General features: G+C 74.5%; 15 protein-coding genes. 9 read left to right on the top strand and 6 right to left on the bottom strand.

Features of this window, described 5'->3' with window-relative positions; all coding sequences use genetic code 11:
* Window positions 1–76: 76 nt before the first annotated feature.
* On the bottom strand, window positions 77–7,054 hold the full coding sequence (locus ABD419_RS09625; RefSeq protein WP_344485060.1) for a DUF5979 domain-containing protein: 6,978 nt from the start codon (window positions 7,052–7,054) through the stop codon (window positions 77–79).
* Between the two features lie 240 nt (window positions 7,055–7,294).
* Between ABD419_RS09625 and ABD419_RS09620 the strand changes: the two genes are divergently transcribed.
* Window positions 7,295–9,847: a tetratricopeptide repeat protein gene (locus tag ABD419_RS09620; RefSeq protein WP_344485057.1), complete on the top strand. Its 2,553-nt coding sequence runs from the start codon at window positions 7,295–7,297 to the stop codon at window positions 9,845–9,847.
* A gap of 7 nt (window positions 9,848–9,854) precedes the next feature.
* Here ABD419_RS09620 and ABD419_RS09615 read toward each other — a convergent pair whose 3' ends face one another.
* The gene (locus tag ABD419_RS09615; protein WP_344485054.1) at window positions 9,855–10,940 is read right to left on the bottom strand and encodes a DUF5937 family protein; all 1,086 of its coding nucleotides are present in this window, start codon (window positions 10,938–10,940) and stop codon (window positions 9,855–9,857) included.
* A 99-nt stretch (window positions 10,941–11,039) separates the two neighbouring features.
* Here ABD419_RS09615 and ABD419_RS09610 point away from each other — a divergent pair, with 99 nt between their 5' ends.
* Window positions 11,040–12,254, top strand: coding sequence for an MFS transporter (locus ABD419_RS09610; RefSeq protein WP_344485051.1), 1,215 nt, complete (start codon window positions 11,040–11,042; stop codon window positions 12,252–12,254).
* Here the strand turns inward: ABD419_RS09610 and ABD419_RS09605 are convergent.
* Window positions 12,251–13,285 (bottom strand): aldo/keto reductase, encoded by a 1,035-nt coding sequence (locus ABD419_RS09605; RefSeq protein WP_344485048.1) that lies wholly within the window; start codon window positions 13,283–13,285, stop codon window positions 12,251–12,253. The two genes, ABD419_RS09610 and ABD419_RS09605, sit on opposite strands and share 4 nt — an antisense overlap.
* A 141-nt stretch (window positions 13,286–13,426) precedes the next feature.
* Here ABD419_RS09605 and ABD419_RS09600 point away from each other — a divergent pair, with 141 nt between their 5' ends.
* The 4 genes from ABD419_RS09600 (at window position 13,427) to ABD419_RS09585 (ending at window position 21,046) form a co-directional block, all read left to right on the top strand.
* Window positions 13,427–13,861, top strand: coding sequence for a CBS domain-containing protein (locus ABD419_RS09600; RefSeq protein WP_344485045.1), 435 nt, complete (start codon window positions 13,427–13,429; stop codon window positions 13,859–13,861).
* Between the two features lie 323 nt (window positions 13,862–14,184).
* Entirely contained in the window at window positions 14,185–18,348 is a 4,164-nt protein-coding gene (locus ABD419_RS09595) for a glycosyl hydrolase family 28-related protein (RefSeq protein WP_344485042.1), read from the top strand.
* Between the two features lie 102 nt (window positions 18,349–18,450).
* Window positions 18,451–19,677, top strand: a complete 1,227-nt coding sequence (locus ABD419_RS09590; RefSeq protein WP_344485039.1) for a glycoside hydrolase family 99 protein — start codon at window positions 18,451–18,453, stop codon at window positions 19,675–19,677.
* Between the two features lie 157 nt (window positions 19,678–19,834).
* Window positions 19,835–21,046, top strand: coding sequence for an LPXTG cell wall anchor domain-containing protein (locus ABD419_RS09585; protein ID WP_344485036.1), 1,212 nt, complete (start codon window positions 19,835–19,837; stop codon window positions 21,044–21,046).
* Here the strand turns inward: ABD419_RS09585 and ABD419_RS09580 are convergent.
* On the bottom strand, window positions 21,043–21,633 hold the full coding sequence (locus tag ABD419_RS09580) for a maleylpyruvate isomerase family mycothiol-dependent enzyme (protein ID WP_344485033.1): 591 nt from the start codon (window positions 21,631–21,633) through the stop codon (window positions 21,043–21,045). The two genes, ABD419_RS09585 and ABD419_RS09580, sit on opposite strands and share 4 nt — an antisense overlap.
* Before the next feature lie 66 nt (window positions 21,634–21,699).
* Complete coding sequence (locus ABD419_RS09575; protein WP_344485030.1) at window positions 21,700–22,365, bottom strand: GAP family protein; 666 nt, start codon at window positions 22,363–22,365, stop codon at window positions 21,700–21,702.
* Between the two features lie 402 nt (window positions 22,366–22,767).
* On the opposite strand from ABD419_RS09575, the gene ABD419_RS09570 reads away from it, so the two are divergent.
* From ABD419_RS09570 to ABD419_RS09560, 3 genes are all read left to right on the top strand, one after another.
* Window positions 22,768–23,265: a sigma factor gene (locus ABD419_RS09570; RefSeq protein WP_344485027.1), complete on the top strand. Its 498-nt coding sequence runs from the start codon at window positions 22,768–22,770 to the stop codon at window positions 23,263–23,265.
* A gap of 139 nt (window positions 23,266–23,404) precedes the next feature.
* Window positions 23,405–24,019, top strand: a complete 615-nt coding sequence (locus ABD419_RS09565; RefSeq protein ID WP_344485023.1) for a hypothetical protein — start codon at window positions 23,405–23,407, stop codon at window positions 24,017–24,019.
* 296 nt (window positions 24,020–24,315) lie between these two features.
* Entirely contained in the window at window positions 24,316–24,453 is a 138-nt protein-coding gene (locus ABD419_RS09560) for a hypothetical protein (RefSeq protein WP_344485020.1), read from the top strand.
* A 60-nt stretch (window positions 24,454–24,513) separates the two neighbouring features.
* Here the strand turns inward: ABD419_RS09560 and ABD419_RS09555 are convergent, their stop codons facing one another.
* Window positions 24,514–24,969 carry a hypothetical protein gene (locus ABD419_RS09555; RefSeq protein ID WP_344485017.1) on the bottom strand — a complete coding sequence of 152 codons (456 nt, stop codon included), beginning with the start codon at window positions 24,967–24,969 and terminating at the stop codon, window positions 24,514–24,516.
* Between the last annotated feature and the right edge of the window lie 75 nt (window positions 24,970–25,044).

Raw genomic sequence — 25,044 nt, 5'->3', positions numbered from 1 at the left:
CGGCCCCGGAAACGCGGTGGCGGGCCGAGGGACCGGGTCGATAGGCGTGATCGACCCGGCCCCTCGGTGCCGCGGTTCAGCTCCTCCGGCGCGAGCCCAGGAGCATGACGGCCCCGCCGACCAGGAGTACCAGCAGCGCGCCCGCGGCGTACCGCAGGTCGGGGCCGGTGGCCGTCAGGGTCGGGCCGCTCCAGGTGTTCAGGACGGTCGCCTCGTCGCACGCGTCCTCGTCGCAGGCCGCGACGGTGAGCTCGCGGCCGTCCGCGCCGTTCACCGCGAACTCGGTCCGCTCGGCGCCGCCGTCCCCGGGTTCGGCGAGCACGCAGCGCGCCCCTGCGGGCAGGTCCGTGTAGGACGCGGTCCCGTCACCGGTCACGGTCCGCTCGGCCCCGCCCGGGATGTCGAACGCGACCCAGTCGCCGTCGACGTTCCGGGTGCAGGTGAGCGCGAACGTGAACTCGTCGTCCCCGTGGTCGCCGGCGCCCTCGCCGCCGAGGCGCTTGAGGACGGTGAGCCCGCCGGTGTCGAACCGGTTGGTCACGGTCAGCTCGGCCTCGTCGCGGAACGGGATGGTCGCCGACGCGTCGGAGACGGTCACCTCGCTCGCGCCGCCGGTCAGCGTCTCGGTCGCGGTGCAGACCGAACCGGTCGGCAGTCCTTCGTAGACGGCGGGCTCGTCCGGCCCGAACTCGCGGGTCGGACCGCCCGGGATCGTCACCGGGACGGTGCCGTTCTGACCGGTGTCGAAGACGCAGTCGAGGGTGACCTCGAAGGGGCCGGCGCCGTACAGGTCGGCGCCGTCGCCGGTGACCTCCTTGACAATCCGCAGGGAGCCGGAGGTCAGGACGTTGATCGCGTGGAACGCGACGGTGGTGCCGTCGCCGACGGTGACCTGCCGGGGCAGGATCACCGCAAGTGTGGCACCGCCCTTGCCGGTCTCCACGGCCGTGCAGGTCGCGCCGGTCGCGATCCCGTCGATCACGGCCTCCATCGGCTGCGTGCCGCCGAGGACGACCGATCCCTCGTAGACGGTCCGGGTGCCGGACTCGTCGTCGAGCGTGCAGGTGACCTCGATCGTGAACGGCCCGGGCGTGACCGGACCGGTGCCGGTCCCGAACACGTGCTTGACGAGCTTGAGCGACCCGGTCGTGTACGTGTTCGCGAGGGTCGCGGTGTTCGTCGTCGAGTCGTCGCCGTCGTTCGCCAGGACGATGTCGGCGGTGTCGTCGTCGACGACCACCGGGTCGCCGCCGTCGCCGGTCGCGGTGACGGTGACGTCGGCGGCGCCCTTGTCGTCGGTCTCGGTGACCGTGCACTCGGCGCCCGCGGGCAGGCCCGTGAACTCGACGCGCTCGCCGTCGCTCAGCTCGGCGGTCATCGGGTCGTCGGGGCCGTAGCCGTCGGCGTAGACCGGCTGCCCCAGGAAGGTGCAGTCGACCTGGACAGTGAAGGGCCCGTAATAGATCGGATTCCCGTCCTGGTCGACGGCCGCAGAGTCGACCCGCTTCTCCACGGCGAGAGCGGCGAGGTCGTAGGTGTTGACCGCGACGATCGTGAGCGGGTCCTCGTCCTCGCGGGTCACCGTCACGGTCGTGGCCGTGAACGAGGAGGCGCCGTTCGCGTCGTCCTCGGTGACGGTGCACTCGGCCCCGTACGGGAGGTCGGTGACGGTGACGGTCTCGCCCGCGGTGACGGTCTGGACCGCGTCGTCGCCGAGGTCCACATCGGCCTCGACGCGGGTCCCGATCGCCGACCGGCACTTGAGGTTCAGGATGAAGGTGTCGGGCGCGTACGCCGCGCCGTCGCCGGCGACCTCCTTCCTGATCGACAGGTGCCCGGTCGCGAGGGCGACGCCGACGCGCTCGCCCTCGGTGAGCGGCAGGTCCACCGTCGCCTCGGCGGGCCCGGAGACCGCCTGGCCGCCGACCGAGGCCGAGTTCCAGGCGATCGTGTCGGGGCCCTCCGCGGGCGAGTCGGCCGGCGCGGTCATGCGGAACTCGAACCCGATCGTCTCCAGCGGGTCGAACAGGTTCCCCTCGGGGAAGAACGCCTCGTAGCGGAGCGCCACGATGCTGTCGAGGATCTCGTCGGTGAACGCGGGCCCGCCGTGCTGGGGGAACGGCGTCCACGACTGGTCGGGGCAGTTGACGGTGCGCCCGCACCGCACGATCTCGTCGGTCCAGGACAGGAGCAGCACAGTGCCGGGCGGCACGGCCGTGGTCAGCCGCGCCGTGCCCTCGAACAGCGGCCGCCACTGGGAGCCGCGCTGGTTCTGGTTGATCGCGCCGGTGTCGCCGGGCTGCGGCAGCTCGTCGAACCCGACGACGTGGTTCAGGCTGAGGTTGCCCGTGTTGGTGCCCTCGAAGCGCCACCAGTGGTCGCCGCCGGGCTTGAGGATCGGGATGCACGGCTCCTTGTAGAACCCGGCCGCGTCGGGCGCGCAGCCCGCCGGGTCCGAGCCGTCCGAGGTGCGGTTGCCGAGCTCGTCGTCCTCGGCCCTGACGGTCTTCACCGAGCGCATCGACGCGGCCGACGAGACCGTGATCGAGGCGCTCGCCCGGCACTGGCCGGTCGCGGGGTCGAGGGTGTCCTCGCACTCGTCCCAGGGCCGGTCGCCGGTGACGCCGACGGTGTTCGCCACGACCGTCCCCGAGGCGACCCCGGGACGGACCGTCAGCTGCACCGTGATCGTGTAGGTCTGGCCGACCTCCAGGACCGAGCCGGCCGGGAAGGTGAAGACGATCTGCTCGACGTCGCCGGTGACGTCGGTCGTGACCTCGGCGGGGTCGGTCGGCAGGGCGGGCCCGCTCGGCGGTTCGGGTGCGGCGCCGTCGAGCGCGTAGGCGTACGCGCCGTCGCCGCCGGGATGGACGGCGGGGTCCCAGACGAGCTGGGCCCCGGTGGCGTCGGTCGGCATGACGTCGGTGACGACGGGGTCCACGATGGCCCGGTCGCCGGTGTTGGTGATCTGGAGCGTGTACGGGATCGTCGCCGAGGGGGCTTTGAGGCCGCCGTCGACGGCGCCGTCGGCGAGCTTGACGACCTCGACGGCGTTGACCGCGTGCCGGTAGAGGACCGTGGCCTGGGCGGTGTCGGTCGCGGTGACGGGCTGGCCGTTCACCTCGACCGCGCCCTGGGCGAGGACGTCGAGGTTGTTGGTGGCGACGCCCGCGTCGGTCTCGCCGGGTGCGGGGTCGTTGCCGGTCAGGTCGGTCAGGACCGGGCCGCCGGTGCGCAGTTCGTCGCGGCGCAGGAGTTCGACCGGGACGGCCTGGAGCGGCGTCGCGGGGTTCTCCCAGATCGCGCCGTCGGCGCGGGTGAAGGTGAACCGCAGGCCCTGGACGTCGGCGGCGGCGACGCCGTCGGGCAGCGCGAGCGCGGTGCCGGGCTCGCCGGCGGTCCAGGAGCCGCCGGTGACGGCGACGCCGGAGCCGGTGTCGGTGAAGGTCCCGCCGGTGAAGGCGTCGACCTGGACGCGGTCGATGGGCGCGGTGAACGCGAAGGCGCCGAAGCCGGAGAAGTCGTACTGGTTCCACAGCAGCGGCTCGTCGTCGGTGAGCGTCATCAGGTTCGTGCGGGTGGTGCCGCCGGGCTGGCCGGTGATCGACATGGTGACCGGCCCGTTCGAGGGCTCGACGATCGCGGCGGGGTCGAAGGACTTCCCGGCGGTGACGGTGAGGTCGATGTCGGTGAGCCGGATCGAGGCGTTCGCGTCGGCGGTCGGCGCGTCCTCGTCGGTGCCGCCGAGGTCGGCGACCTTGGCCCGCACGTCGTTGGCGACGGGCGAGTCGGCCGAGGTGACGGCGGCGCCGCCGTCGCGGTGCGTGGCGCGCAGGCGCAGGTCCATGACGAGGCCGGCGGTCGCGCCGGCCGCGATGCGGCCGTCGTGGGCGACCGTGATGCCGACGACGTCGGCGAGGTCGCCTTCGCCGAGCGCCAGGGCCTCGTCGACGGTGTAGGTCGCGGTGGTGCCGTCGGCGAGTGCGAGCGTCACGGTGGAGGAGGTCGCGCCGTCGGGGATCGTGATGCCGACGATCTGCTTGAGGTCGAAGACGTCGAACGGGTCGTGGTTCAGCGGGTCGGTGATCGTGAGTTCGTCGACCATCGCGGCGGTGCGGTTGACGGCGGTGATCGACACGCGGCCCGACGGGTAGTCGGCGGGGTCGGTGCCGGTCGGCGGGATGCCGAGCGGGCCGCCGGTCCAGTCCTTGGTGACGCCGACGTTGAGCGGGACGTCGATGATGAGGACGTCGTCGGCGCCGGTGTCGGTGACGACCTGGGTCCCGCCGGTGGAGCCGGTGGCGCGGGCGGTGTCGTGGACCAGGCCGGGCGAGCCGGCGACGTTGTACTCGCGGGAGCCGAGAACCGGGTCGGGGTCGGTCTGCGGGTCGCGGACCTCGTCGCGGATGCGGAAGGTCAGGCGCACGGTGCGGTCGTTGCCGCTGGAGCGGGACACGCCGTCGCCGACCTGCGGGAGGGTCGGGTCGGTGCCGATGCGGTCGGCGCGGGTGGGGCTCTCGACGTAGACGAGGCGCACGCTGGTGGTCGAGGCCTGCTCGTCGGCGGTGAGCGTGTACCCGGGGAAGGTGCCGTCGCAGGCGCCGGGGCAGGGGTCGTTCGCGGCCCGGACCCAGGCGGTGCCGTTCCACAGCTCGACGCGGTCGACCGCGTCGTAGGTGAGCCACGGGTCGTCGGCGGCGCTGATCGCGTCGATCGCGACGAGGTCGAAGGCGTTGAAGAACGAGTCGCCGACGGCGGTGGTCTCGGGGTCGGCGACGTCGGCGAGGACGACCTCGTCGAGGCCGGAGTAGCCGCCGGTGGACCAGTGGAGTTCGGCGTCGATCTCGTCGCCGGAGCGGGCGGTGATCGTCTTTCCCGCGCCGGGGGTCGGTTCGAGGAACGTCTTGTCGATCAGGTCGCCCTCGCCGGGGGTGACCGGGACGAGGTCGACGGTCGCGCAGGCGGGGTCGCTGTCGGCGCTGACGTCCGCGGTGGAGGCCGAGGAGGAGGCGCAGTCGGTGACGGGGTCGTCGGAGCCGGCGGCCGGGCCTGAGCCGTCGCGCAGCTGGTCGCGCAGGCCCGCTTGGAAGTTCGGGGAGACCGAGGTGCCGGGCGGGAAGCCGTCGGGGTCGGAGTAGTCGAACTTCAGGCCCTGGATGTCGCCTTGGAGGTCGGCCGGGATCGGGAGGTTGACGACGGTGGCGCCCTGGATGGCCTCGGCGCCGGGCAGGACGACCCACTGGGTGCCGTCCCAGTAGGAGATGGTGAGGGTGGCGCCCGCGGGGACCGCGGTCTGGGTGATCGCGGTGGCGTCGAAGCTGTTCCAGAACGGGTCGGGGTCCGGGTTCGGCGGGACCGTGGCCGGGTCCTGGACGACCAGGTGGGTGGCGTCGGTGGTGGAGGCGGGGAACGGCTCGATCTGCGCGGGCAGCTGGACGATGACCTTCTCGCCGGGGACCGAGTTGATCTCGGCCGGGCTGATGCGCTTGCCGACGTCGACGGCGAGGCGGGCGGCGAGGGTGGTGAGCGTGTCGGAGGCGGTGGCCGAGCCGGTGTCGTCGCCGTCGGCGACCTCGACGAGGACCTGGTTGTCGTGGACGACCTCGTCGTCGGTCTGGTCGGGGTCGGTGTCCACGGTGAACGGGAGGGTCGCCTGGGCCCCGGCGATGATGTCGCCGGTGAACACGACGGTGAAGCCGGTGACCGTCTTGCCGTCCGAGGGCGCGGGCAGGGTGTCGGGGTCGGTGGCCTCCAGGGTCTCGGTGGTGCCGTCGTCGTAGGTGTACGTGATGGAGGCGCCGGTGGCGCCTGAGGGCCAGGCGACGCCGTCGGTGAAGCCGGTGAAGGTGAGGCCGTTCTCGAACGGGTTCGCGGTGGAGGGGTCGGGTTCGGTGATCGTCATGGTGTCGACGGGGGTGCCGGCGTTGGTGCCGGTGAGCGTCACGGTGGACGGGTCGCCGGCGGCGACCGGGTCGGGGTCGAAGGTCTTGCCCGCTCCGGCGGCGACCTGGGCGGGGGTGATCGTGTAGTCGGCGTCCGCGTCGCCGGTGGCGGTCTCGCCCTCGGCGGCGGACTCGGCGGTGACGGTGTTGTTCACGACGGTCTGGACGTCGAGGTCGGACACGTTGTCGCGCTGCACGAGGTTGAGCTCGACGCCGGCGGTGCCGCCCGCGGGGATCGGGTCGCCGTTCGCGTTCGTGAAGGTGAGGCGCACGCCGCGCACGTCGTCGGGGTCGACGCCGTCGGGCAGGACCGCGTCGGGTCCGGGCGTGCCGGTGACCCAGGCGCCGTCGACCCAGACGTCGACCTGGACCTGGTCGGCGCCGTCGGGGAACGTCACGTCGCCGAAGCCGGTGAAGGCGAGGTAGTCGAACGGGTTGGGGCTGGCGGCCGGGTCGGTCGGGTCGGTGAGGGTGAGGGAGTCGAGGTCGCCGTTGGAGGCGTCGGTCGCGGTGACGGTCGCGGTGGTGGCGGCGCCGGGGCGGGCCACGGCCTGGTCGGGGTCGAAGGACTTGGCGGCGTCGACGGCGAGGTCGAGCGGGACCTGCGGGGTGACGTCGGCGGTGTCGGTGACCTCGTCGGCGTTGTCGGCGTCGATGGCGGCGGTGTTGGTGACGGGGATGCCGTCGGCGGAGTGCGGCAGGTCGGGGTCGACCCTGACCTGGATCTGGACGGTCGCGGTGGTCGCGGACGGCAGGCCCTGGGTGCCGTCGCCGAACGCCTGGTCGAAGTTCACGGTGACGGTCTGGCCGTCCGCCGAGGCGGTCGCGGAGGCGCCGCTGACCTGCGGGGTGCCCTGCACGATGAACTCGGCGGGGATGACGTCGGTGATGGTGGCGTCGACGCAGCCGGGTCCGAACGAGGTGCAGCCGACGACGATCGTGTACGTGAACGTCTCTCCGGGCTGGACGGTCTCGGCCGAGGCGGTCTTGGTGATGGACAGGTCCCCCGGCTGCTGCTGCGCCAGCGCGGGCGAGGCCGGGGCGATGAGGGTGAGCAGGCCCAGGCACAGTGCGATCGCCGCGGCCGCCGTCTTACGTCCGAACGACCGCATGCAGACCTCCGTGCTCGATGGACCGGCCACTGTGCCCGCTCCCGCGGCGGGCACGACCACCGGCACGGTATCACTCAAAGTGAGTGCTCGATTGCATTGTGTGCGTTCGGCCGGGTCTCCCCCACGCCGACCGACCTGGCCGCGGCGGTCGCCGCCGGGTTCGTCGGCGAGCGCGTCGGCGGCTGGCGCCGGGCTGCGCGCACGACCGGGCCCGCTTGCGGACCGGCCTATCATTGCGGCATGTCAGAGCCCCCGACCGACGCCCGCGTCAACCTCCGGCCGCTGCGAAAGCGGGCGATGATGACGCAGGAGGAGCTCGCCGCGAAGGCGGGCGTGGGCACGCGCACGATCCGGGACATCGAGTCGGGGCGGGTGCGGCCGCAGCCGCGGACCCTCCGCCTGATCCTCGCCGCGCTGGGCCTGGACGGGGCGGACCTGGCGGCGCTCGCCGCGCCGCCCGGTGCGGCGCGCGTCCCGGCGCCGGTGACGCTCCCGTCGGGCACGTCCGCGTTCACCGGGAGGGCCGAGTCCCTGGCGGCGCTCGACGCCGCGGCGGACGCCGGATCGCCGGTCGTCCTCACCGGGGTCGGCGGCGCGGGCAAGACGATGCTGGCGCTGCGCTGGGGCCACGGCAGCGGCGACCGGTTCCCCGGCGGCCGGATCTACCTGGACCTGCGCGGCTTCGGCCCGACCGGCGCGGTGCTCGACCCGGACGAGGCGGTGCGGCAGCTGCTCCTGTCGGCGGGGGTCGGCCCCGAGCGGGTCCCGGTCGACCCGGACGCGCGGATCGCCATGTACCGCAGTGTGATGCGGGGCGAGCGCCGCCTGCTGATCCTCGACAACGCGCGGGACGCGGCCCAGGTGCGGCCGCTGCTGCCGGACGCCGCGCAGGTCCACACGGTGGTGATCAGCCGGCGCGGCCTCGTGGCGCTCGCTGCCTCCCACGGGGCCCGGGTCGTCGAGATCGGGGCGTTCGACCGGGCCGAGTCGGCGTCGCTGCTGGAACGGCAGCTGGGGGCCGCGAGGGTCGCGGCCGAGCCCGAGGCGGTGGAGCGGATCGCGGACCTGTGCGCGGGTCTGCCGCTGGCCCTCGCGATCGCCGGGGCGCGGGCCGCCGCGCACCGGGACCGGCCGCTGAGCGCCGCCGCCGACGAGCTGGAGCGCTCGCGCCTCGACACGCTCGCCGTCGAGGACGACTCCCTCGACGTCAGGGCGGTCTTCTCCTGGTCCTACCGCGCGCTCGAACCCGACGCGGCGCGGCTCTTCCGGCTCCTGGCCCTCAACCCCGGGCCCGACTTCGCGGCCGAGGCCGCGGCCCGCCTCCACGGCGGCCCCGCGGCGGCGGCCGCCCGCGCACTGAGATCCCTTGTGGATGGACACCTGGTGGAGTCCGACGAGCACGGGCGCCACCGCCTGCACGACCTCATCCGGCTCTACGCCGAAGAGCTCCTCGACGCCGAGCCCGACCGCGGGGCCGCCCTCGACCGGCTGCTCGACTGGTACCTCCGCGGCGCCGACGCGGGCCGCGCGACCCTGTACCCGGCCATGATCGGCGTCCCGCTCCCGCCCGGCGACCGTCCCGAGTGGACGGCGGATGAGGCGGCCGCGTGGATGCGGGCGGAGTGGGGCAACCTCATCGCCGCGGCCGAGTCCGCCGCGGCCGGGAGCGGACCGGCCCCGTTCGCGTGGCTGCTGGCCGACGTCCTGCGCGGATACGCCTGGCTGAACATGCTCGGCTCCGACGGCGTGCGGCTGGGCCGGGCCGCCCTCACCGCGGCGGCGCGCGCGGACGACGCGCTCGGCCTCGCCGCGGCGGGGCTCGCGCTCGGCGCCGGGCTGATGCGCTCCAACCTGCTCTTCGAGGCGATCGAGCGCCTGCGCGACGCCGCCGACGCCGCGCGCCGCGCCGACTGGCCCGCCGGAGCCGCCTCGGCCGAAGGGAACCTGTCGGTCGCCTGCTACCACCGGGGCCGGATGCGGGAGGGCATCGGGCACGCCTACGCGGCGCTGCACGCGTTCCGCGAGATCGGCGAGAGCCGCGCCGAGTCCACCAACCTGAACATGCTGGGCCTCTTCCACTCCCTCATGGGCGATCTCGACACGGGCATCGACTACCTCGAGCAGGCGCTCAAGCTCACGACCGCGACGGGCAACGACCCGATCAGCGTCATCCTGCTCATCCACCTGGCCGAGATCCAGGTCTTCAGCGGCCGCCTCGACCTCGCCGCCGCCCGGCTCGACGAGGCGGCCGCGCTGCGGGGCGCCCGGATCGGCAGGACCGGCGACTTCGACGGCGTGCGGGCCCGGCACCTCCTGGCCCTGGGCCGGGTCGGCGAGGCGCGGGCGCTCGCATCGCACGTGGTGGAGGAGCGGACCTCGGACACCGACCACCGGGTCCGCGCGGCCGCGCTGGTCACCCTGGCGGACGCCTGCGACGCGGCCGGGGACCACGGCGAGGCCGTCGCCCTGTACGACCGGGTCCTCGCCATGACCGAGCACGAGGCCACCGTGTTCCACCGGGTCGAGGCCCTGGTCAACCGCTCCGGTGCGGTGCTGCGCACCGGCGACGCCGCCGCGGCCGCGGTCGCCGCCGCGGAGGCGCTGCGGACGGCGCGCGAGGGCGACTACCGGTTCCTGGAGGGCCGCGCGCTCAACGTGCTCGCCCGAATCGACCTGGAGACCGGGCGTCCAGAGCGGGCCGCCGACCGGGCCCGGGAGGCGCTGGAGCTCCACCGGGCGACCGGGCACCGCGCCGGCGAGGCCGAGTCGCTCCGCCTCCTCGGCGGGCGGTAGCGGCCGGTCAGCGCAGCACGGCCGCCAGCAGGTCGGGCCCCAGCCCCGCCAGGTCGGCCGTGTTGAGCGTGTACCTGACGTAGCGGCCGTCGCGCCGGGCGGCGAGGAGGCCCGCGCGGCGCAGGACCGCGAGGTGGCGGGAGACCTCCGGCGGCGTCAGCTCCCAGGCGTGGGCGAGTTCGCCGGTGGTGTGCGGGCCCCGGGCCAGCGTGCGCAGCAGGCGCAGCCGCACCGGATGGGCGAGCGCCTCCAGCCGGCGCGAGACCGTCTCCAGGGACACCGGCTCCGGCGAGTCCGGCTCGGCCACGGGGTACTGGACCACCGGCCGCCACCCCGGCGCGTACACCGCCACCAGGTGCGGGCGGCCGAAGACGCTGGGCAGGAACGTGACGCCGGCGCCGTCGGCTGCGGTCGCGGTGTCCTGGAGCTTGTCCACGACGATCGCGCCGCCGCCGGGCGCGAGCGCGACCGCGCCGGAGACCGACGCGAGCGCCGCCTCGACGCCCCGGCGCTGCAGCAGGTCGTGCTTGAGCCGCCGGTCCTCGGCGAGCCGCACCGCGACGCCGCGCCAGGCGTCGTCGAAGAACGCCTCGGCGCACTGCTCGAGGGTGTCGCGCACGCGCGCCCGCACGACGGCGGGGTCCGCGAGCAGCCGCTCGGCGAAGGCCTCCTGGACCGCGCCCCGAGCCTGGGCGAGCCCCAGGGCCCGGTCGCGGGCGCCCGCGTCGGCGAGCGGCGACGGACCGGCGAAGTGGACCCGGTTGCTGCCGCAGGTGGTGACGAGCGCGGCGGTCGCGTAGGCCTCGTCGCCGATCGCGTCGACGTCGTCGAGCTCCTCGGCAAGCGTCGGCCGGGGGCTCGCGGGGACGAGGAAGTCCGCTCGCGAAGAGCGCCAGAGGAACTCGGCCTCCTTGAGCCGGTCGGCCAGTTCCGGGCGCAGCCGGGACCAGACGCCGGAGGCCCACCCGGCGAGCTGCGGGTGGTGCGCGGGCTCGGCCAGCACGTGCAGCATCGCGGTCAGCTCGCCCAGCGGCGAGACGGCGAACCGCAGCCGCTCGGGCGGCAGCCCCCCGATGTCGATCCTCAACGCCATGGCCCCATTCTCGTCCGCCGCCGGTCCGGCCTCCTCGCCGGTTGACGAACACCGTCAATCGGCGCGCCCGGCCCGGGCGGCGGACGCACCGTTGACGCCATGCCGACCACCCTGCAGACCCGACCCCGCGATCTCGTCCGCGCCTCCGGCGGCCCCCGCTACGCCGCCGCCCTGGCCGTGGACGCGCTCGGCACCGGCCTCCTGCGACCTTTCCTGCTGCTCTACGGCATGACGGTGCTGGGCCTGTCCGCGCCGGCCACCGGGATCGCCATGACCGCCGGGATCGTCGTCGCCCTGGCGTGCACGCCCCTGGTGGGCCGCTGGCTGGACCGGGGCGCGCGCAGCGCGGTCGTGGCGGCGTCGATGGCGGTGCGGGTGCTGGGCGTGGCGCTGCTGCTCGCCGCCCCGGCGGGGAACGTCGAGATGTTCGCGGCCGCCGCGCTGCTCCTGGGCACCGGCAACCAAGCCTGGCCGGTCGCCCACTCGGCCGTCGTCGCCACGATCGCCCGGGGCCGCGAACGCGACGCCGCCCTCGCGGCGGGCCGCGCCCTGCGCAACGCGGGCATGGGCGCCGGCGCACTGCTCGCGATCGCGTTCCTGACCGGCGGCGCGACCGCCCTGCAGGGCTTGGCCGCCGTCACCGGGCTCGCCTACCTCGTCGCGGCGGCGCTGACCTGGTCCGTCCGCCTGCGAGCCGATCCGGCCGGCGGCGACGCCGGGGAAGGGCCCGCGGGGCCCGCACCGCGGATGCGCACGCTGCTCGCCGCGAACGTCGTCTACACGTTCTGCCTCAACGTGCCCGAGATCGCGCTGCCGCTGATCCTGGTGACCCACCTCGACGCCTCCCCCGCGTGGGCGGCGGTCGTGTTCGTGGCGAACACGGTCCTGGTGGTGACGCTGCAGGTGCCCCTCACGGTCCTGACGAGCCGCTACTCGCGGACCATCGTGCTGGCGTGGAGCGGCGCGGTCATCGGCGCGTCCTACCTCGGGTTCCTGGCGGCCTCGTCGCTGGAGCACGGCTGGGCGGCCCCGGCCGTCGCCGCGGTGTCGGTGGTCTGCACGATCGGCGAGATCCTCTACGCGGGCAGCGCCACCGCGCTCGTCACCGCGCTGGCCCCGGCGCGCGCGATGGGCCGGGCGCTCGCCCGGTTCCAGCTGTCGACCGGGTTCGGCCTCGCGATCTCCCCGGCGGTCGTCACCGCGCTCGCCGCGCACGGCCCGCTCGCGCTCTGGGGCGGGCTCGCGGCGGCCACGTTCGCGTCCGCGACCGCCGTCGCGGCCGAGCAGGTGCGCAGCGGCGGTCGGCGTCCCTAGCGGCCCAAGGGCTTCGGTGGCGCGGAGGCCATGGCGGGCCGCGTGCGGCCGTCCTCGAATCCGGCGACCGGCCTCGGCGCGTACGGGGCCTCCAGGAACGCCGCCTCCTCGTCGTCGAGTTCGAGGCCGACGGCGGCGACGGCCTCGGCCAGCTGCTCGACCGAGTCCACGCCGACGACGGGCGCGGCGACCGCCGGCTCGCGCCAGAGCCAGGCGAGGGCGACCTGCGCGCGCGTCGCGGACCGGTCGGCGGCGATCCGGCCGACGCGCTCGACGATCGCCCGGTCGGCGTCCTCGGAACCGGCGTAGAGGCGGTCGAAGAGCGGGTCGCCGTCGGCGCGCGCGGGGCGGACGCCCGGCGGGCTCGCGAGGCGCCCGCGCGCCAGCGGGCTCCACGGCAGGCAGCCGACGCCCTGGTCGCGGCAGAGCGGCAGCATCTCGCGCTCCTCCTCCCGGTAGAGGAGGTTGTAGTGGCCCTGCATGGTCACGAAGCGGGTCCAGCCGTGGAGGTCGGCCGTGTGCTGGGCCTTCGCGAACTGCCACGCGAACATCGAGGAGGCCCCAAGGTACCGGGCCTTCCCGGCCTTGACCACGTCGTGCAGGGCCTCCATGGTCTCCTCGATCGGCGTCTCCGGGTCCCAGCGGTGGATCTGGTAGAGGTCGACGTGGTCGGTGCGCAGACGCCGCAGGCTCCGGTCGATCGCCGCCATGACCGCCCTGCGCGACAGACCGGCGTCGTTGGGGCCGGGCCCCGTCGCGTGGAAGACCTTGGTCGCCAGCACCACCCGGTCCCGCGCGGCGAGGTCGGCCAGCGCGCGGCCGACGATCTCCTCGCTGGACCCGGCGGAGTAGACGTTCGCGGTGTCGAAGAAGTTGACGCCGGCGTCGAGGGCGGCGCGGATGACGCCGCGGCTCGCGTCCTCGCCGAGCGTCCACGGGTGCGGGCCGCGGCCGGGTTCGCCGAAGCTCATGCAGCCCAGGCCGATCCGGGAGACCTTCGTGCCGGTGGAGCCGAGTGGGGTGTACCGCATGATCCATTGTGCCTCGGCGACGTGGATCATGCCTGCTCGTCCGCCCCGGAGGGCCGGGAACCGCTCGCGTTCGGCGGTGTACTTCCGAGGGGGTTTGGGCTACTCTGGACAGCTACCCATCGCGCGTTCGGGAGGCCTCCGATGAGGATCAGCGACATTCTGAGCACCAAGGGATCGGCCGTGGTGACCATCCGGCCCGACGACACGGTCCGCGAACTGGTGGCGGCCCTGGCCGAGCACAACGTGGGCGCGCTGGTGGTGAGCGCCGACGGCCGCACGGTCGCCGGCATCGTCTCCGAACGCGACGTCGCCCGCGGCCTGCACGCCGACCCGCACCTCCTCGACGCGCCCGTCGAGCGGATCATGACCGCCGACGTCCACACCCGCGTCCTCCACGACTCCATCGAGGACCTCATGGTCCTCATGACCGAGCGGCGCATCCGCCACGTCCCCGTGGTCTCCGACCACGGCGCGCTGGCCGGCATCGTCAGCATCGGCGACGTCGTCAAGAACCGCATCGGCCAGCTCGAGTTCGAGAAGCGCCAACTCGAGGGCTACATCTCCGGCACCGCCTGACGGGCACCGCCGCCGGTCCCGCGACGCGAGTCGCCGGGGCCGGCTTCGTCGTGGCGTCGGCGCGCGCAGACGGCCGCGACGACTCGGCAAGCGCTAGCCGGAACCTCTGGGTCGCTTGGCGATCGAGTCGGGGCGGCGCACGGGTTGACTTACTAACTCTTATGGAGTTAGTTTGTTTGTCACGCCTTGACCGTCCCCCAGCGGGTCTGGGCACCCACCCCACAGGAGTTTCAATGATGAGACCGGTAGCGCGGCGTGCCCGCGCGTCCATGCGAGCGATAGCGGGTCGGGCGGTCGTCGCCGTTGCGGCCCTTGGAATGGCGGTGACGGGGCTGGTGCTTCCGGCCGCGGCGGCGCCGGTGGTGAGCGTCGACCGGTACCCGACCGGTGTCGGCGCGGACCTGTCGGAGACGCCGCGGAAGCACGGGATCGCCGTCGCCACGGCGCCCGCGGCAGGCGCGCAGGCGACCGGCGAAGAGGCGGGGCGCGAGTACTGGCGCACCGATGCGGCGGCGGGGGCGGAGCGCATCGCGCTGGACCTCGCCGACGAGTACACGGGCCGGCTCGCCGGGGCCCCGGGGTACCTGGTCGTGGACCACCTGGCCGGGACGGCCGTGGTCGCGTCCAGCGGGACCGAGACGCTCGACGCCGGTGCGGCAGAGCAGGACGGGGACGGCGACGGCTGGACCACCACCGTGGTGCCGCTGCCCGCCGGGACGCTCGACGCGGCGGACCCCGAGCTCGGAATCGCGGCCGCCGAGGGCGAGCTGACCGTCGCGTCGGTCCGCGTCGTCGTACAGGGGTCCAGTGTGGACCTCGGCCCGACGGTCGCCGAGCACGGGATCGCCGTCCGCGCGGGCGACGACACCGCCGGGCTCGTCACCGGGACCGACGGCGAGCGCGGCTACTGGCAGACAGGCCAGGGCCTGGGCACGAACTTCGTCTACGCGAACGTCTCGGACGCCTACGCCCGCGACACCGACGACCGCGTGATCGTCGACGCCGCCGTCCAGGCGGGCGGCGGCTCGATGTTCCTCCAGTACGACTCGCCGGGCGAGACCATCCCCGACATGTTCAAGCCGTCGACCAGGCACGAGCTCGGCGACGACGGGTCGTGGGGCTCCGCCTCGTGGCTGCTGGAGGACGCGATCCTCACCAACCGCTCCAACGGGTCCGACTTCCGCGTCTCGGTCGAGGGCTCCGCGGCGGACGTGCGGATCGACGCCCTCGCCGTGACCGTGGTGCCCCGCGAGATCGACCCGGCGGTCGGGCTGCGCGAGCTGGTCGAGCAGGCCGACATCGCGCACTACGCCGCCCGCGAGGGCGGCCGCGACGGGCAGTACCCGGCGGGCTCGAAGGCCGTGCTCGGCGAGGCGATCGGGGCGGCGCAGGCCGTGCTCGACGACGCCGGGGCGACCGAGGCCGAGATCGACGCCGCGATCGACGCGCTCCAGGACGCGCTGGAGTCGTTCCTCGCCGCCGAGGTCACGACCGACCTCGCGCGCGGCGCGGCGGCCACCGCGAGTTCCACCAGCGCGGGCGAGCCCAGCGCCGTCACCGACGGCACCGGATCGGCCTGGGTGTCCGGGCGCGACGAGGCGACCGCCTGGATCCAGGTGGACCTGGGCGAGGCGACGGCGGTCGACGAGGTCGTGGCGGACTGGAGCGGCGACTACGCGCACGTCTACCGCGTCCAGGTCTCCGGCGACGGCGAGGAGTTCAGCACCGTCGCGACCGCGGGCGCGCTCGGCGGCGGGCCGATCCGCACCCGGTTCGAGGAGACGGAGGCCCGCTACGTGCGCCTCGCGATGGACGAGCGCGCCTCGCAGCGAGGCGCTTACGGGCTCAGGGCGTTCGAGGTCCGCGACGTGGCCCTTGTGGACCTGGAGCCGCGCCTCGTGTCGACGGTGTTCGCGAGCGACGACGTGGTCGTGGCCGACCTCGACGTCACCGACTTCGGCGCCGACCCCACCGGCGCCGAGGACTCCACCGCCGCGATCCAGGAGGCGCTCGCCACCTGCCGCGACGCGGGCGGCGGCACCGTCTGGGCGCCCGCCGGGACCTACCGAGTGAGCGACACCCTCGAGGTGTTCGCGTACTGCACGCTGCGCGGCGACCACCGCGACCTCGACGAGCAGCCGCTCGGCGACCCCGGCGCCCCCGACGGGCTGGGGACCGTGCTCGAGGCGCACCTGCCCTCGGGCGACGACGGGCCGGCGCTGCTGCGCGTCGGCGGGTCGGCCGGCGTCGTCGGCCTGACCACCTACTACCCGGAGCAGGACGCCGCCGACCCGGTGCCGTTCGGGTGGACCGTCGAGATCCCCGGGCTCGCGTGGATCGGCAACGAGAACTACATGCTCGGCACGGTCGAGGACGTCACGTTCCTCAACTCCTACCGGGGCATCGGCATCTCGACCACCCGCAACGACCGCGGCGAGGGCCCCGGGGCGCAGGGCCACGAGCTCGCGAACGTGCGCAACGTGTCCGGCACCGTCCTGTTCGAGGGGGCGGCCGGGTTCAACGGCGCCGACGTGGGCGTGTGGGAGGACGTGCGCTTCGACAACGGCTACTGGGCCGGGGCGGGCGCCGCGTACGGCGCGCCCGACCGCGAGGTCCTGGACGCGTGGACCCGGGCGCACGGCACCGGCTTCGTGCTCGCCGACCTCGAATGGGACCAGTTCACGGGCCTCCACGCCGCCGACTACGCGGTGGGCATCAAGGCGGTCGCGGGCCCGCGGGCGTCGTTCACCGGCGTCTTCGTGGACGCCGAGATCGTCGACACCGGCGTCGCGGTCCTCGTGGAGGACTCCGACGAGCGGTGGGGCACCTCGTTCGCGTCGAGCGTCCTCGAAGGCTCGGAGGCCGCGGTGCGCAACGAGTCCGGCGGCTACGTCAACCTCACCGACACCGAAGTGGACGGCGCGGTCGAGGGCGACGTGCGCGTCCTCGACGGCCCGGACGAGGTCCCCGCGCTGACCGGCACGCGCACCGCGCCGCGGCCCGAGGAGCGCCTCTTCGACGTGACGGCCGCGCCCTACGACGTGCCGCGCACGCCGAAGGCGTTCTCCGACGTCGACGCGACCGCCGGCATCCAGGCGGCGCTCGACGACGCGGGCGAGGCCGGCGGCGGCGTCGTGTACCTGCCTGCGGGCTGGTACACCGTGCGCGGGCACCTCACCGTGCCCGCCGGCGTCGAGCTGCGCGGCGCCTCGGCGGTGCCGAACCGCACGTCGCTGGTGGAGTCCTCCGGCACCGTGCTCATGGCCTACGAGGGCCGGCAGGACGACACCGGCGAGGCGTCGATCGCGGCCGCGCTCGACGCGCCGGCCGTCGTGACCCTCGCGGGCGAGGACGCGGGCGTGCGCGGGCTGCGGGTCCTGTTCCCGGACAACAACCCCGCCGAAGGCGCCGTGCCGTACCCGTTCGCCGTGCGCGGCGACGCGCCGGGCGTGTACGTCGTGAACGTGGGCCTCGACAACGCGTGGAACGCGGTCGACCTCACCGCCGAGGCGGACGGGTTCCTGGTGCGGCGCGTGCTCGGGATCTTCCTCTCCGAGGGCGTGCGCGTCGGCGCGGCGTCCGGCGGCCTCGTGGACGGCGTGCTGTCCAACGGCAACGTCATGACCCGCAACGCGTACGGCCTGCCCGGATGGGTCGAGGAGGCGAACCTCTTCGCGCACGTCATCGACGGGATCAGCCGACAGCGCGAGGTGCTCGTGCGGGCGGTCGGGTCGCAGGACCTGGAGGTGCGCAACACGTTCGCGTACGGGTCGCACGACGGCATCGTGGCGAGCGACGGCGCCACGGTGACGGCGTTCAACCTCGGCACCGACAACCTCGGGCCGGGCGGGTACACGGTGGACGCCGATGCGTCCAGCGCGGTCGTCGTCGTGAACCTCATGCGCTACAACGGGACGACCAGCCGCGGCCCGGTCCTCATCGTCAACCCGATGGCGATCAACATGGCGACGGCGTCGCTGACGGCGGCGGTCGAGGGCGACGGGACCGCCTGGATCGAGGGGAACGAGGCCGCGCCGGGCCGGTACGAGACCGGCGGCGCGGTCACCGCGGCCGCCGAGGCGGCGCCGGGGTCCCGGTTCGCCGAGTGGCGCGACGGCTCCGGCGCGACCGTCTCGACCGAGGCGCGGTACGCGTTCGCACTGCAGGGGGACACGGCGCTCGTCGCGGTGTTCGCGCCCGCCCCCGAGACGTGGGTCGAGGCGGTGGCGGTGAGCGAGTGCCGGGGCCGCAAGGCCCACCTCGTGATCCACCTGTCCAGCACCGGAGGCGGGCCGCTCGCCGTCGCGCTGTCGTCCCCGTACGGGGACCGCCGGGTCGACGGGCTCGACGGCGGGGAGGACGCGACCCGGCAGATCCCGACGCGCTCCCGGTCGATCCGGGCCGGCGAGGTCGCGATGACGGTGACGGCCGCCGACGGCACGACCGGAACCGCCGTCCTGCGCTACGAGGCGGCCGACTGCCGCTGACCGAGCGCGCGGCCGGGCCCGCGGGGCCCGGCCGCACCCCAGCACCCGATCCGCCGCACGACGGCCGGATCGGTCCCGAACAACGACGAGAGGATCTCGATGATGAGCATTTCCCGACGTTCCTTCCTTCTCACCGCGGCGGCCGCCGCGACCGCCGCGCTCCCGGCCGGCACCGCGGGAGCGGCGAGCCCGCCCGGCGACGTCGTCGGCAAGGTCACCACCGGCTACCAGGGCTGGTTCGCGTGCCGCGGCGACGGCGCGCCGATCGACCTGTGGTGGCACTGGGCCCGCCAGGCGGACCGGGCGCCCTCGATCGACAACTCGGCGATCAAGTCGTGGCCGGACCACCGCGAGTACGCGAGGACCTACGGCACCGACTTCCCGCCGCTGGGCGACGGGCGCCTGGCGCACCTGTTCTCCTCCCACGACCGGCAGACCGTGGACGTCCACATGAGATGGATGCAGCAGCACGGCATCCACACCGCGGCGCTCCAGCGGTTCAACCCGTTCGGCGCGGAGGGCCCGACGCGGGACGCGGTCACGGGCCATGTGCGCGCCGCCGCCGAGGCGGCCGGCCGCAAGTTCTACATCATGTACGACGTGAGCGACTGGCTCCAGATGCGCACCCAGATCACGCAGGACTGGGCCGAGAAGATGTCCGCCCACACCGCGTCCTCCGCCTACGCGCGCCAGAACGGGAAGCCGGTGGTGGGCATCTGGGGCTTCGGCTTCAACGACCCGCAGCGGCCGTTCAGCCCGCAGGAGTGCCAGGAGGTCGTCGACTGGTTCAAGAACCGCGGCTGCTACGTCATGGGCGGCGTGCCCACCTGGTGGCGCACCGAGACGGGCGACTCGCGGCCGGGCTTCGCGAACGTGTACCGGTCGTTCCACATGCTCTCGCCCTGGCTGGTCGGGCGCATCGGCACCGCGGCCGGGGCCGACGACTTCTACGCCCGGGCGACCGTCCCCGACCTCGCCGAGTGCACCCGCCTGGGCATCGACTACCAGCCGTGCACGCTGCCCGGCGACCTCCAGGAGGGGCAGCGCGCCCACGGCGACTTCATGTGGCGCCAGTTCTACAACCACGCCCGCGCGGGGGTGTCCAGCACCTACATCTCGATGTTCGACGAGTACAACGAGGGCAACCAGATCGCCAAGACCGCCGAGTCGGCCGCGCACGTCCCGGCCGGGTCGGGCATCCGCGCGCTCGACGAGGACGGCGTCGCCTGCTCCTCCGACTACTACCTGCGCCTGACGAACGACGGCGGCCGAATGCTCCGCGGGGAGCTGCCGGTCACCGCGACCCGTCCGACGCCGACCCGGATCTGATCCGGGAGGCGTCCGGACGCGCCGCCGGGCGCACCCCTCGAGGGAGCGCGGTGCGCCCGCCGGGCCGCAACCTCCGGGCCCTCCGGTGCGTTGTGCATGCATCAGCCGCCTCGCCGCCGGGCGCCCCGCGCCCCGGCGACCGCACCGGGAGAGTCCATTGCGCACACCCTTCCACCGGATCCGACGCGCCTCCGCGGCCCTGGCCGCGGTCATCGCGGCCGCCGCCGCGGGCGTCGGCGCGTTCGCACCGCCCGCCGCCGCCCAGGACGCGTTCGCCGACTTCACCACCGAGAACCTGTCGTTCTCCGATGTGGAGCCCGGCGCGGTCGTCGAGTTCGCGCCGCGCACACTCCAGAACAGCGCCTACCCCGACGACATCGTCGCCCTCGCCGTCACGTTCGCGGCCCCGGCCGGGGTCGGCGCCGGCATCGACGGCGCGACCGTCCTCGCCCCCTGGGACAACTGCGGCCCGGACCTCTCCATCCCCACCGGCGCCTACCACTGCGTCTTCACCGAGTTCGAGAACCTGCCCGGCACGGTCTTCGAGTTCTCCGAGCCCGTCGGATACGAGGTCGACGCCGGCGCGCCCGGCCCCCTCGCCGTCTGCGGATGCGGCTACACCGTGTGGGGCATGACCGAAGAGGTCATGGAACGCGACTTCGGCGAGCCCTGGTGGGACCCCGGCTCGGCGAACCTGCTGTCCCTCGTGCCCGCGGCCGACCAGGACGCGCCCGAACCCGACGACGTCCCCTCGCAGGGCGACCTCGTCATCGAGACCGCCGCGCGGATGTTCGACCTCGCGATCGAGGGCGCCGTGCTCTCCGGCGACCAGGCCGAGGTGACCGTCCCGGTCGAGAACCTCGGGCCAGCCGACGCGATCAACCGGGGCAACGGAGAGATCGACCCGCCGTACCAGGTACGCGGGCGGCTGCCGGACGGCGCCGCGCTCGTCGCCGTCGGCGTCCCCGACGGGGGCCCGTGGAGCTGCGCCGATGAAGCCGAGCTCGCCGGGCTCCACGAGGCCGCCGGCGACGGCACCTCGCTCGACCGGTTCGACTTCGTCTGCTACTTCTGGCGGCTCGACGCGACCGAGTCGTTCGACGTCGCGCTCACGGTCGACCTCGCCGACGCGACCGGCGGGTCCGGCGCGGTCGAGGTCGCCGCGCTCTACCGCGGCGTCGACGGCGTGAACCTGGACGCCGACACCGCGAACGACACCGCCGAGCTCACCGTCGACCGGCCGGCGCTGCCGGACACCGGGACCTCGGTCGTGGTGTTCGTCGCGGCCGCCGCGGGCGCGGTGGCCCTCGGCGTCGTGCTGTTCCTCGCCTCGCGCCGCCGCAAGGCGCCCGCGGAGGACAGCCCCTAGGAGTCCCGGAGGGCCGCCACGGCGCCCGGGTCGCCCGCGAGGTCGACCTGGGCGATGCCGCGGCGGCCGCTCAGGTAGAGCAGCAGTTCGACCGGCTGCCCGGTGAGCACGGCCCCTCCGGCGCCGAAGCGGCGCGCCGGTCCGCCGGGGACGCGCAGCTCGAGGCCGTGGGGGCGGATCTTCCGAGCCGCCTGCCAGCCGGTGAGGCGGGCGGTCCGCCACGCGAGCGCGTCGAGGTCGGGCCGTCCGGTGCGCGGCGCCAGGCCGTTGGCACGGCGCACGTCCTCGTGGTGGATCAGGAACTCGGTGCCGTTCAAGAGGGTGCGGAGCCCCGGGACGCGCCACGGCAAGGCCGGGGCCCCGGCGCGCAGGCGCTCGATCAGCGCGGGCAGGCCCTTGGCCTTCTCCCCCGCCATCCGCCGCTCGCCCCAGCGGGAGAAGTGCTCGCGCAGCACGAGGTGCGCGGCGAGGTCGAGCGCGGTCCAGCCCTCGCACAGGGTCGGCACGTCGGGTCCGACCTCGGCCAGCAGGTCGCACAGGGCCTCGCGCTCCAGGGCGTCGACCGGCCGCTCTCCAGTGGTGCTCATTCGTTGCCTCCCGTCGCCGTGGCCGCTCTCGCGGGCCGCATTGAACGGTAGTCCACCAGGCCCGGGTCAGCCGACCCAGAAGACGAGGACGGCGAGACTCGCGGCCGCCCCCGCGAAGCAGGCCGCGGCGGCCTTCGGACTGGGCTCGGCCGTCCCGGAGGTGCGGCCGCTGAGCATCGACTCGAGCTGCTCGCGCAGCTCCGCGTTGAACGCCAGGCCGGCCGCGAGGATGAGGACCGAGGGCAGGGCGTACACGAGGGTGTAGCCGACGAGGACGGCCAGCGCGGCCGGCGCGGCGGCGTCGGCGTCCGCGAGGCGTTCGACGGCCAGGACCATCGGGAACGCGTTGGGGAGGTCGCCGAGGGTGGCGAGGACGCCGAACGGCAGCGCGCTCCAGGCGTTCACCCAGGCCGGCAGCGTGTAGCCCCGGCGTTCGCGCGGCCGGAGCCGGCGCACGCCCATGACCGCGAGGGCCGCCGCGAGGGCGGCGAACAGCAGGCGGCGCACCCACAGGCCGAACCCGTCGAGCGCGGACTCGGCGAACGACAGCCCGAGGTAGAGGGCCGCGGCGATCGCGAGGAACGACGCGGCCGCCCCGAGCATGAACGCCCAGCCGGTCGGCGCGGGCCGCTTCGCGCCGAGCAGGATCACGATGACGATCCAGATCGTGGTGGCGTTGACGGAGTCGAGCAGCGCCAGGCCCGTCAGGCCCCACAGCAGGCCGCCGGTCACCGGGCGCCGGTCCCGGGGAGGGACGCGTGGACGCGGAGGCCCGGGATCGCCTTGCGGTGGAAGGGAACGGACTTCTGACCCACGGTGCGCTCCAGTGACGGGGGACGGACCGCCCCAGCCTACCGGCGGGCCCGCCCCGGCCCCGCGTCCCGTCACGCCGACCTGGGGTCGAACCGCTCATCCGGGTCGCGTAGCGTGAGCCCGACCCAAAGATCAATATGAACAGAAGCGCGCTAGGGGATTCCCAGGCGCAAGGGAGTCGTGTCCGCAGGACCCGTCTCACCGTCACGGCAGTCCGTCTCGCACCGCCTTCTCGTTCGGCAGCACCGCCTTCGCGGCGGTGCCGTCGGGCTCGGCGCGGGACGGACGCGGTACCACTGGTGACGCGGACGAGGACCATCGATGCACGACCGCTCCGACCGCCCACCGGATGCGTACGACCTGCTCCTGCCGCTGTTCGGCGATCTCGCCCGGCTCGCCGGCGACGATCCCGCCCGCACGCAGGTCCGCGAGCGCCTCATCGTCGGCCACCTGCCGATCGCCGAGGGCGTCGCGCTCCGGTTCGCCGGCCTCGGCGCCGACCCGGACGCCCTCCTGGAGACCGCCTCGGTGGCGCTCATACACGCGATCGACCGGTTCGATCCGGCGGAGGACGGCGACTTCCTGGCATTCGCCGTCCCCGCGATCACCGGCGAGGTCCGCCGCCACTGCCGCGACACCGCCTGGCCCGGGCGCTCGCCGCACCGGTCCCGGGCATTGCGGACGGTCGTGGGCGCGGCGGCGGCCGAGTTCGAGCGGGAGCGGGGCCGCCCGGCGACCCTGGCCGAGCTGGCCGAGCGCCTGGGGATCACCGAGACCGAGGCGGCCGTCGGCCTCACCGACCCGCCGAAGGGGCGCTGAGGGCTCCAGCGCCGTTGGAGGAATCCGAGAAGATTACCGGCCCGAACCGGACACGGGGGCGCACGGTGTTGTGGAGACCCCACAGCGATGGCACGAACCGGGGAACCGGGCGGTTGCGGGCCGCGGCAACACTGGCCCCATGAACGATGCAGCACGCACCACCGCTCCCGCGTCCCCGGTCACCGCGTTGTCGGCGATCCTCTGGGGGCTGGCGCCGATCGCCTGGCTCGCCGCCTTCTTCACCTGGCTGTTCGTCTCGGCGGACGCGATGGACTCCGGCGGCAGGACCGCGGTAGGCGACGCGGTGGCGGTCGTGCTCCTGGGGCTGCCCGCACCGTGGCTGCTGTGGGCCTCGTGGCGGATGCCGCGACCGCGCTTGGACGCCTACCTCGCTGAGGCCGGGGCGCTGGCGACCATGCTCGCCTCGCTGTACATCGCGACCCTGAACTACATGATCAGCCCTCCGGCGGGGCCCGGCCCGATCGCGCTCACCGTCGTGTACCTCGCCGGCGCCGCGGTGCTCCTGGCGGCCGCCTGGCCGCTGCCGGGCCGGCGCATCGCCTACGGCACCGCGGCCCTCGCCTGCGTCGTCCTCGGCGTCGGGTTCCGGATGGGCGAGGAGGGCAGCCTGTTCCGCCTGGACATCGGGTTCCTGACCCAGGACGAGTTGTTCGCGGCGGTCCTCCTGGGCCTGCCCGCGGTCGGGGCGGTGCTGGAGGCGGCCCGGTGGGCGGTCGGCCGCCTCCGGGCCTAGCGTCCGCATATTAGGGTGTGGCCCATGGGTTCGTGGGGCGTCAAGGCGCTGGAGAGCGACGAGGGCCTGGAGGCGCTGGCCCTGGTCGAGGAGGTCGCCGGCGGCCGGGAGCGGGTCACGGCCGATGAGCTGGTGGACGCGGCCCGCGAGGCGGGGCTGCTGGGCCCCGACCCCGCCGAGGACGAGTACCTGTACGACATGACCGCGCTGGCGCTCGCGGAGATCGTCACCGGGGACACCGCGCAGCTCGCGGACCCGGCGTTCGGGGGACGGTGTTCGCGCCGACCCCCGCGGGCGTGGCAGTGCTGGCCGCCTGGGTGGCGCAGCTGCGCGACGGCCCGGAGGACCGGGAGTTCCGGGAGCTGCGGTGCGGCGACCCGCGGCAGGTCGCGCACGTGGCGGCCGTCCTCGAGGCACTGGGCCGCGTCCGCTAGGACGCGGGCAGGATCACTCCGCCCCGCACCCGCTGCGGGCCGGGGGGAGCGCCGCGGCGGTCAGGCCGCGGTCAGGCGCGCGGTCCACTGGGTGCGCAGGGCGGTGAACATGGGCTTGCGCGACGGCGACTCGGCCAGACCGCCGTGGAGCATCGCGGTGATCGCGGCCGCGGCCGCGGTGCTGTCGGCGGCGCTGACGCCCTCGGTCACCATGTCGAGGACCTCGTCGGCCGCGGCGGCCACGAGCTCGGCGTCGCCCTTGCGGGCGGCGCGGGAGAAGTCGACCGCGAGGTCTTTGTCGCCGTTGATGTTCCGCGCGGCGCACGTGTGCATGCGCTGCCCGTACCCGGTGCCCTCGATCCAGCATTCGGCGAGGTAGACGAGCGTCCGGGCCGGCTGGTCCCACCGCAGGTCGCGCTCGAGCAGGGCCGACAGCGCCGGCAGCTGCCGCGCCTGGGGATAGGTCGACTGGAGGACCGCTTCGGCGTCGGCGTCGGTGAGGTATCGATAGGTCATAGATAAACGGTAACCGGCCCGGTCCCGGCTGCCGCGCCTCGCCCGAGTTATCTACCTCGCCTCTGCCGCATTTCG

It is taken from the genome of Glycomyces endophyticus (assembly GCF_039531525.1).
In the GTDB taxonomy this organism is placed as follows: domain Bacteria; phylum Actinomycetota; class Actinomycetes; order Mycobacteriales; family Micromonosporaceae; genus Glycomyces; species Glycomyces endophyticus.
Note: the sequence above shows the minus strand (reverse complement) of the source record. Positions and strands in the feature narration are given on the sequence as shown.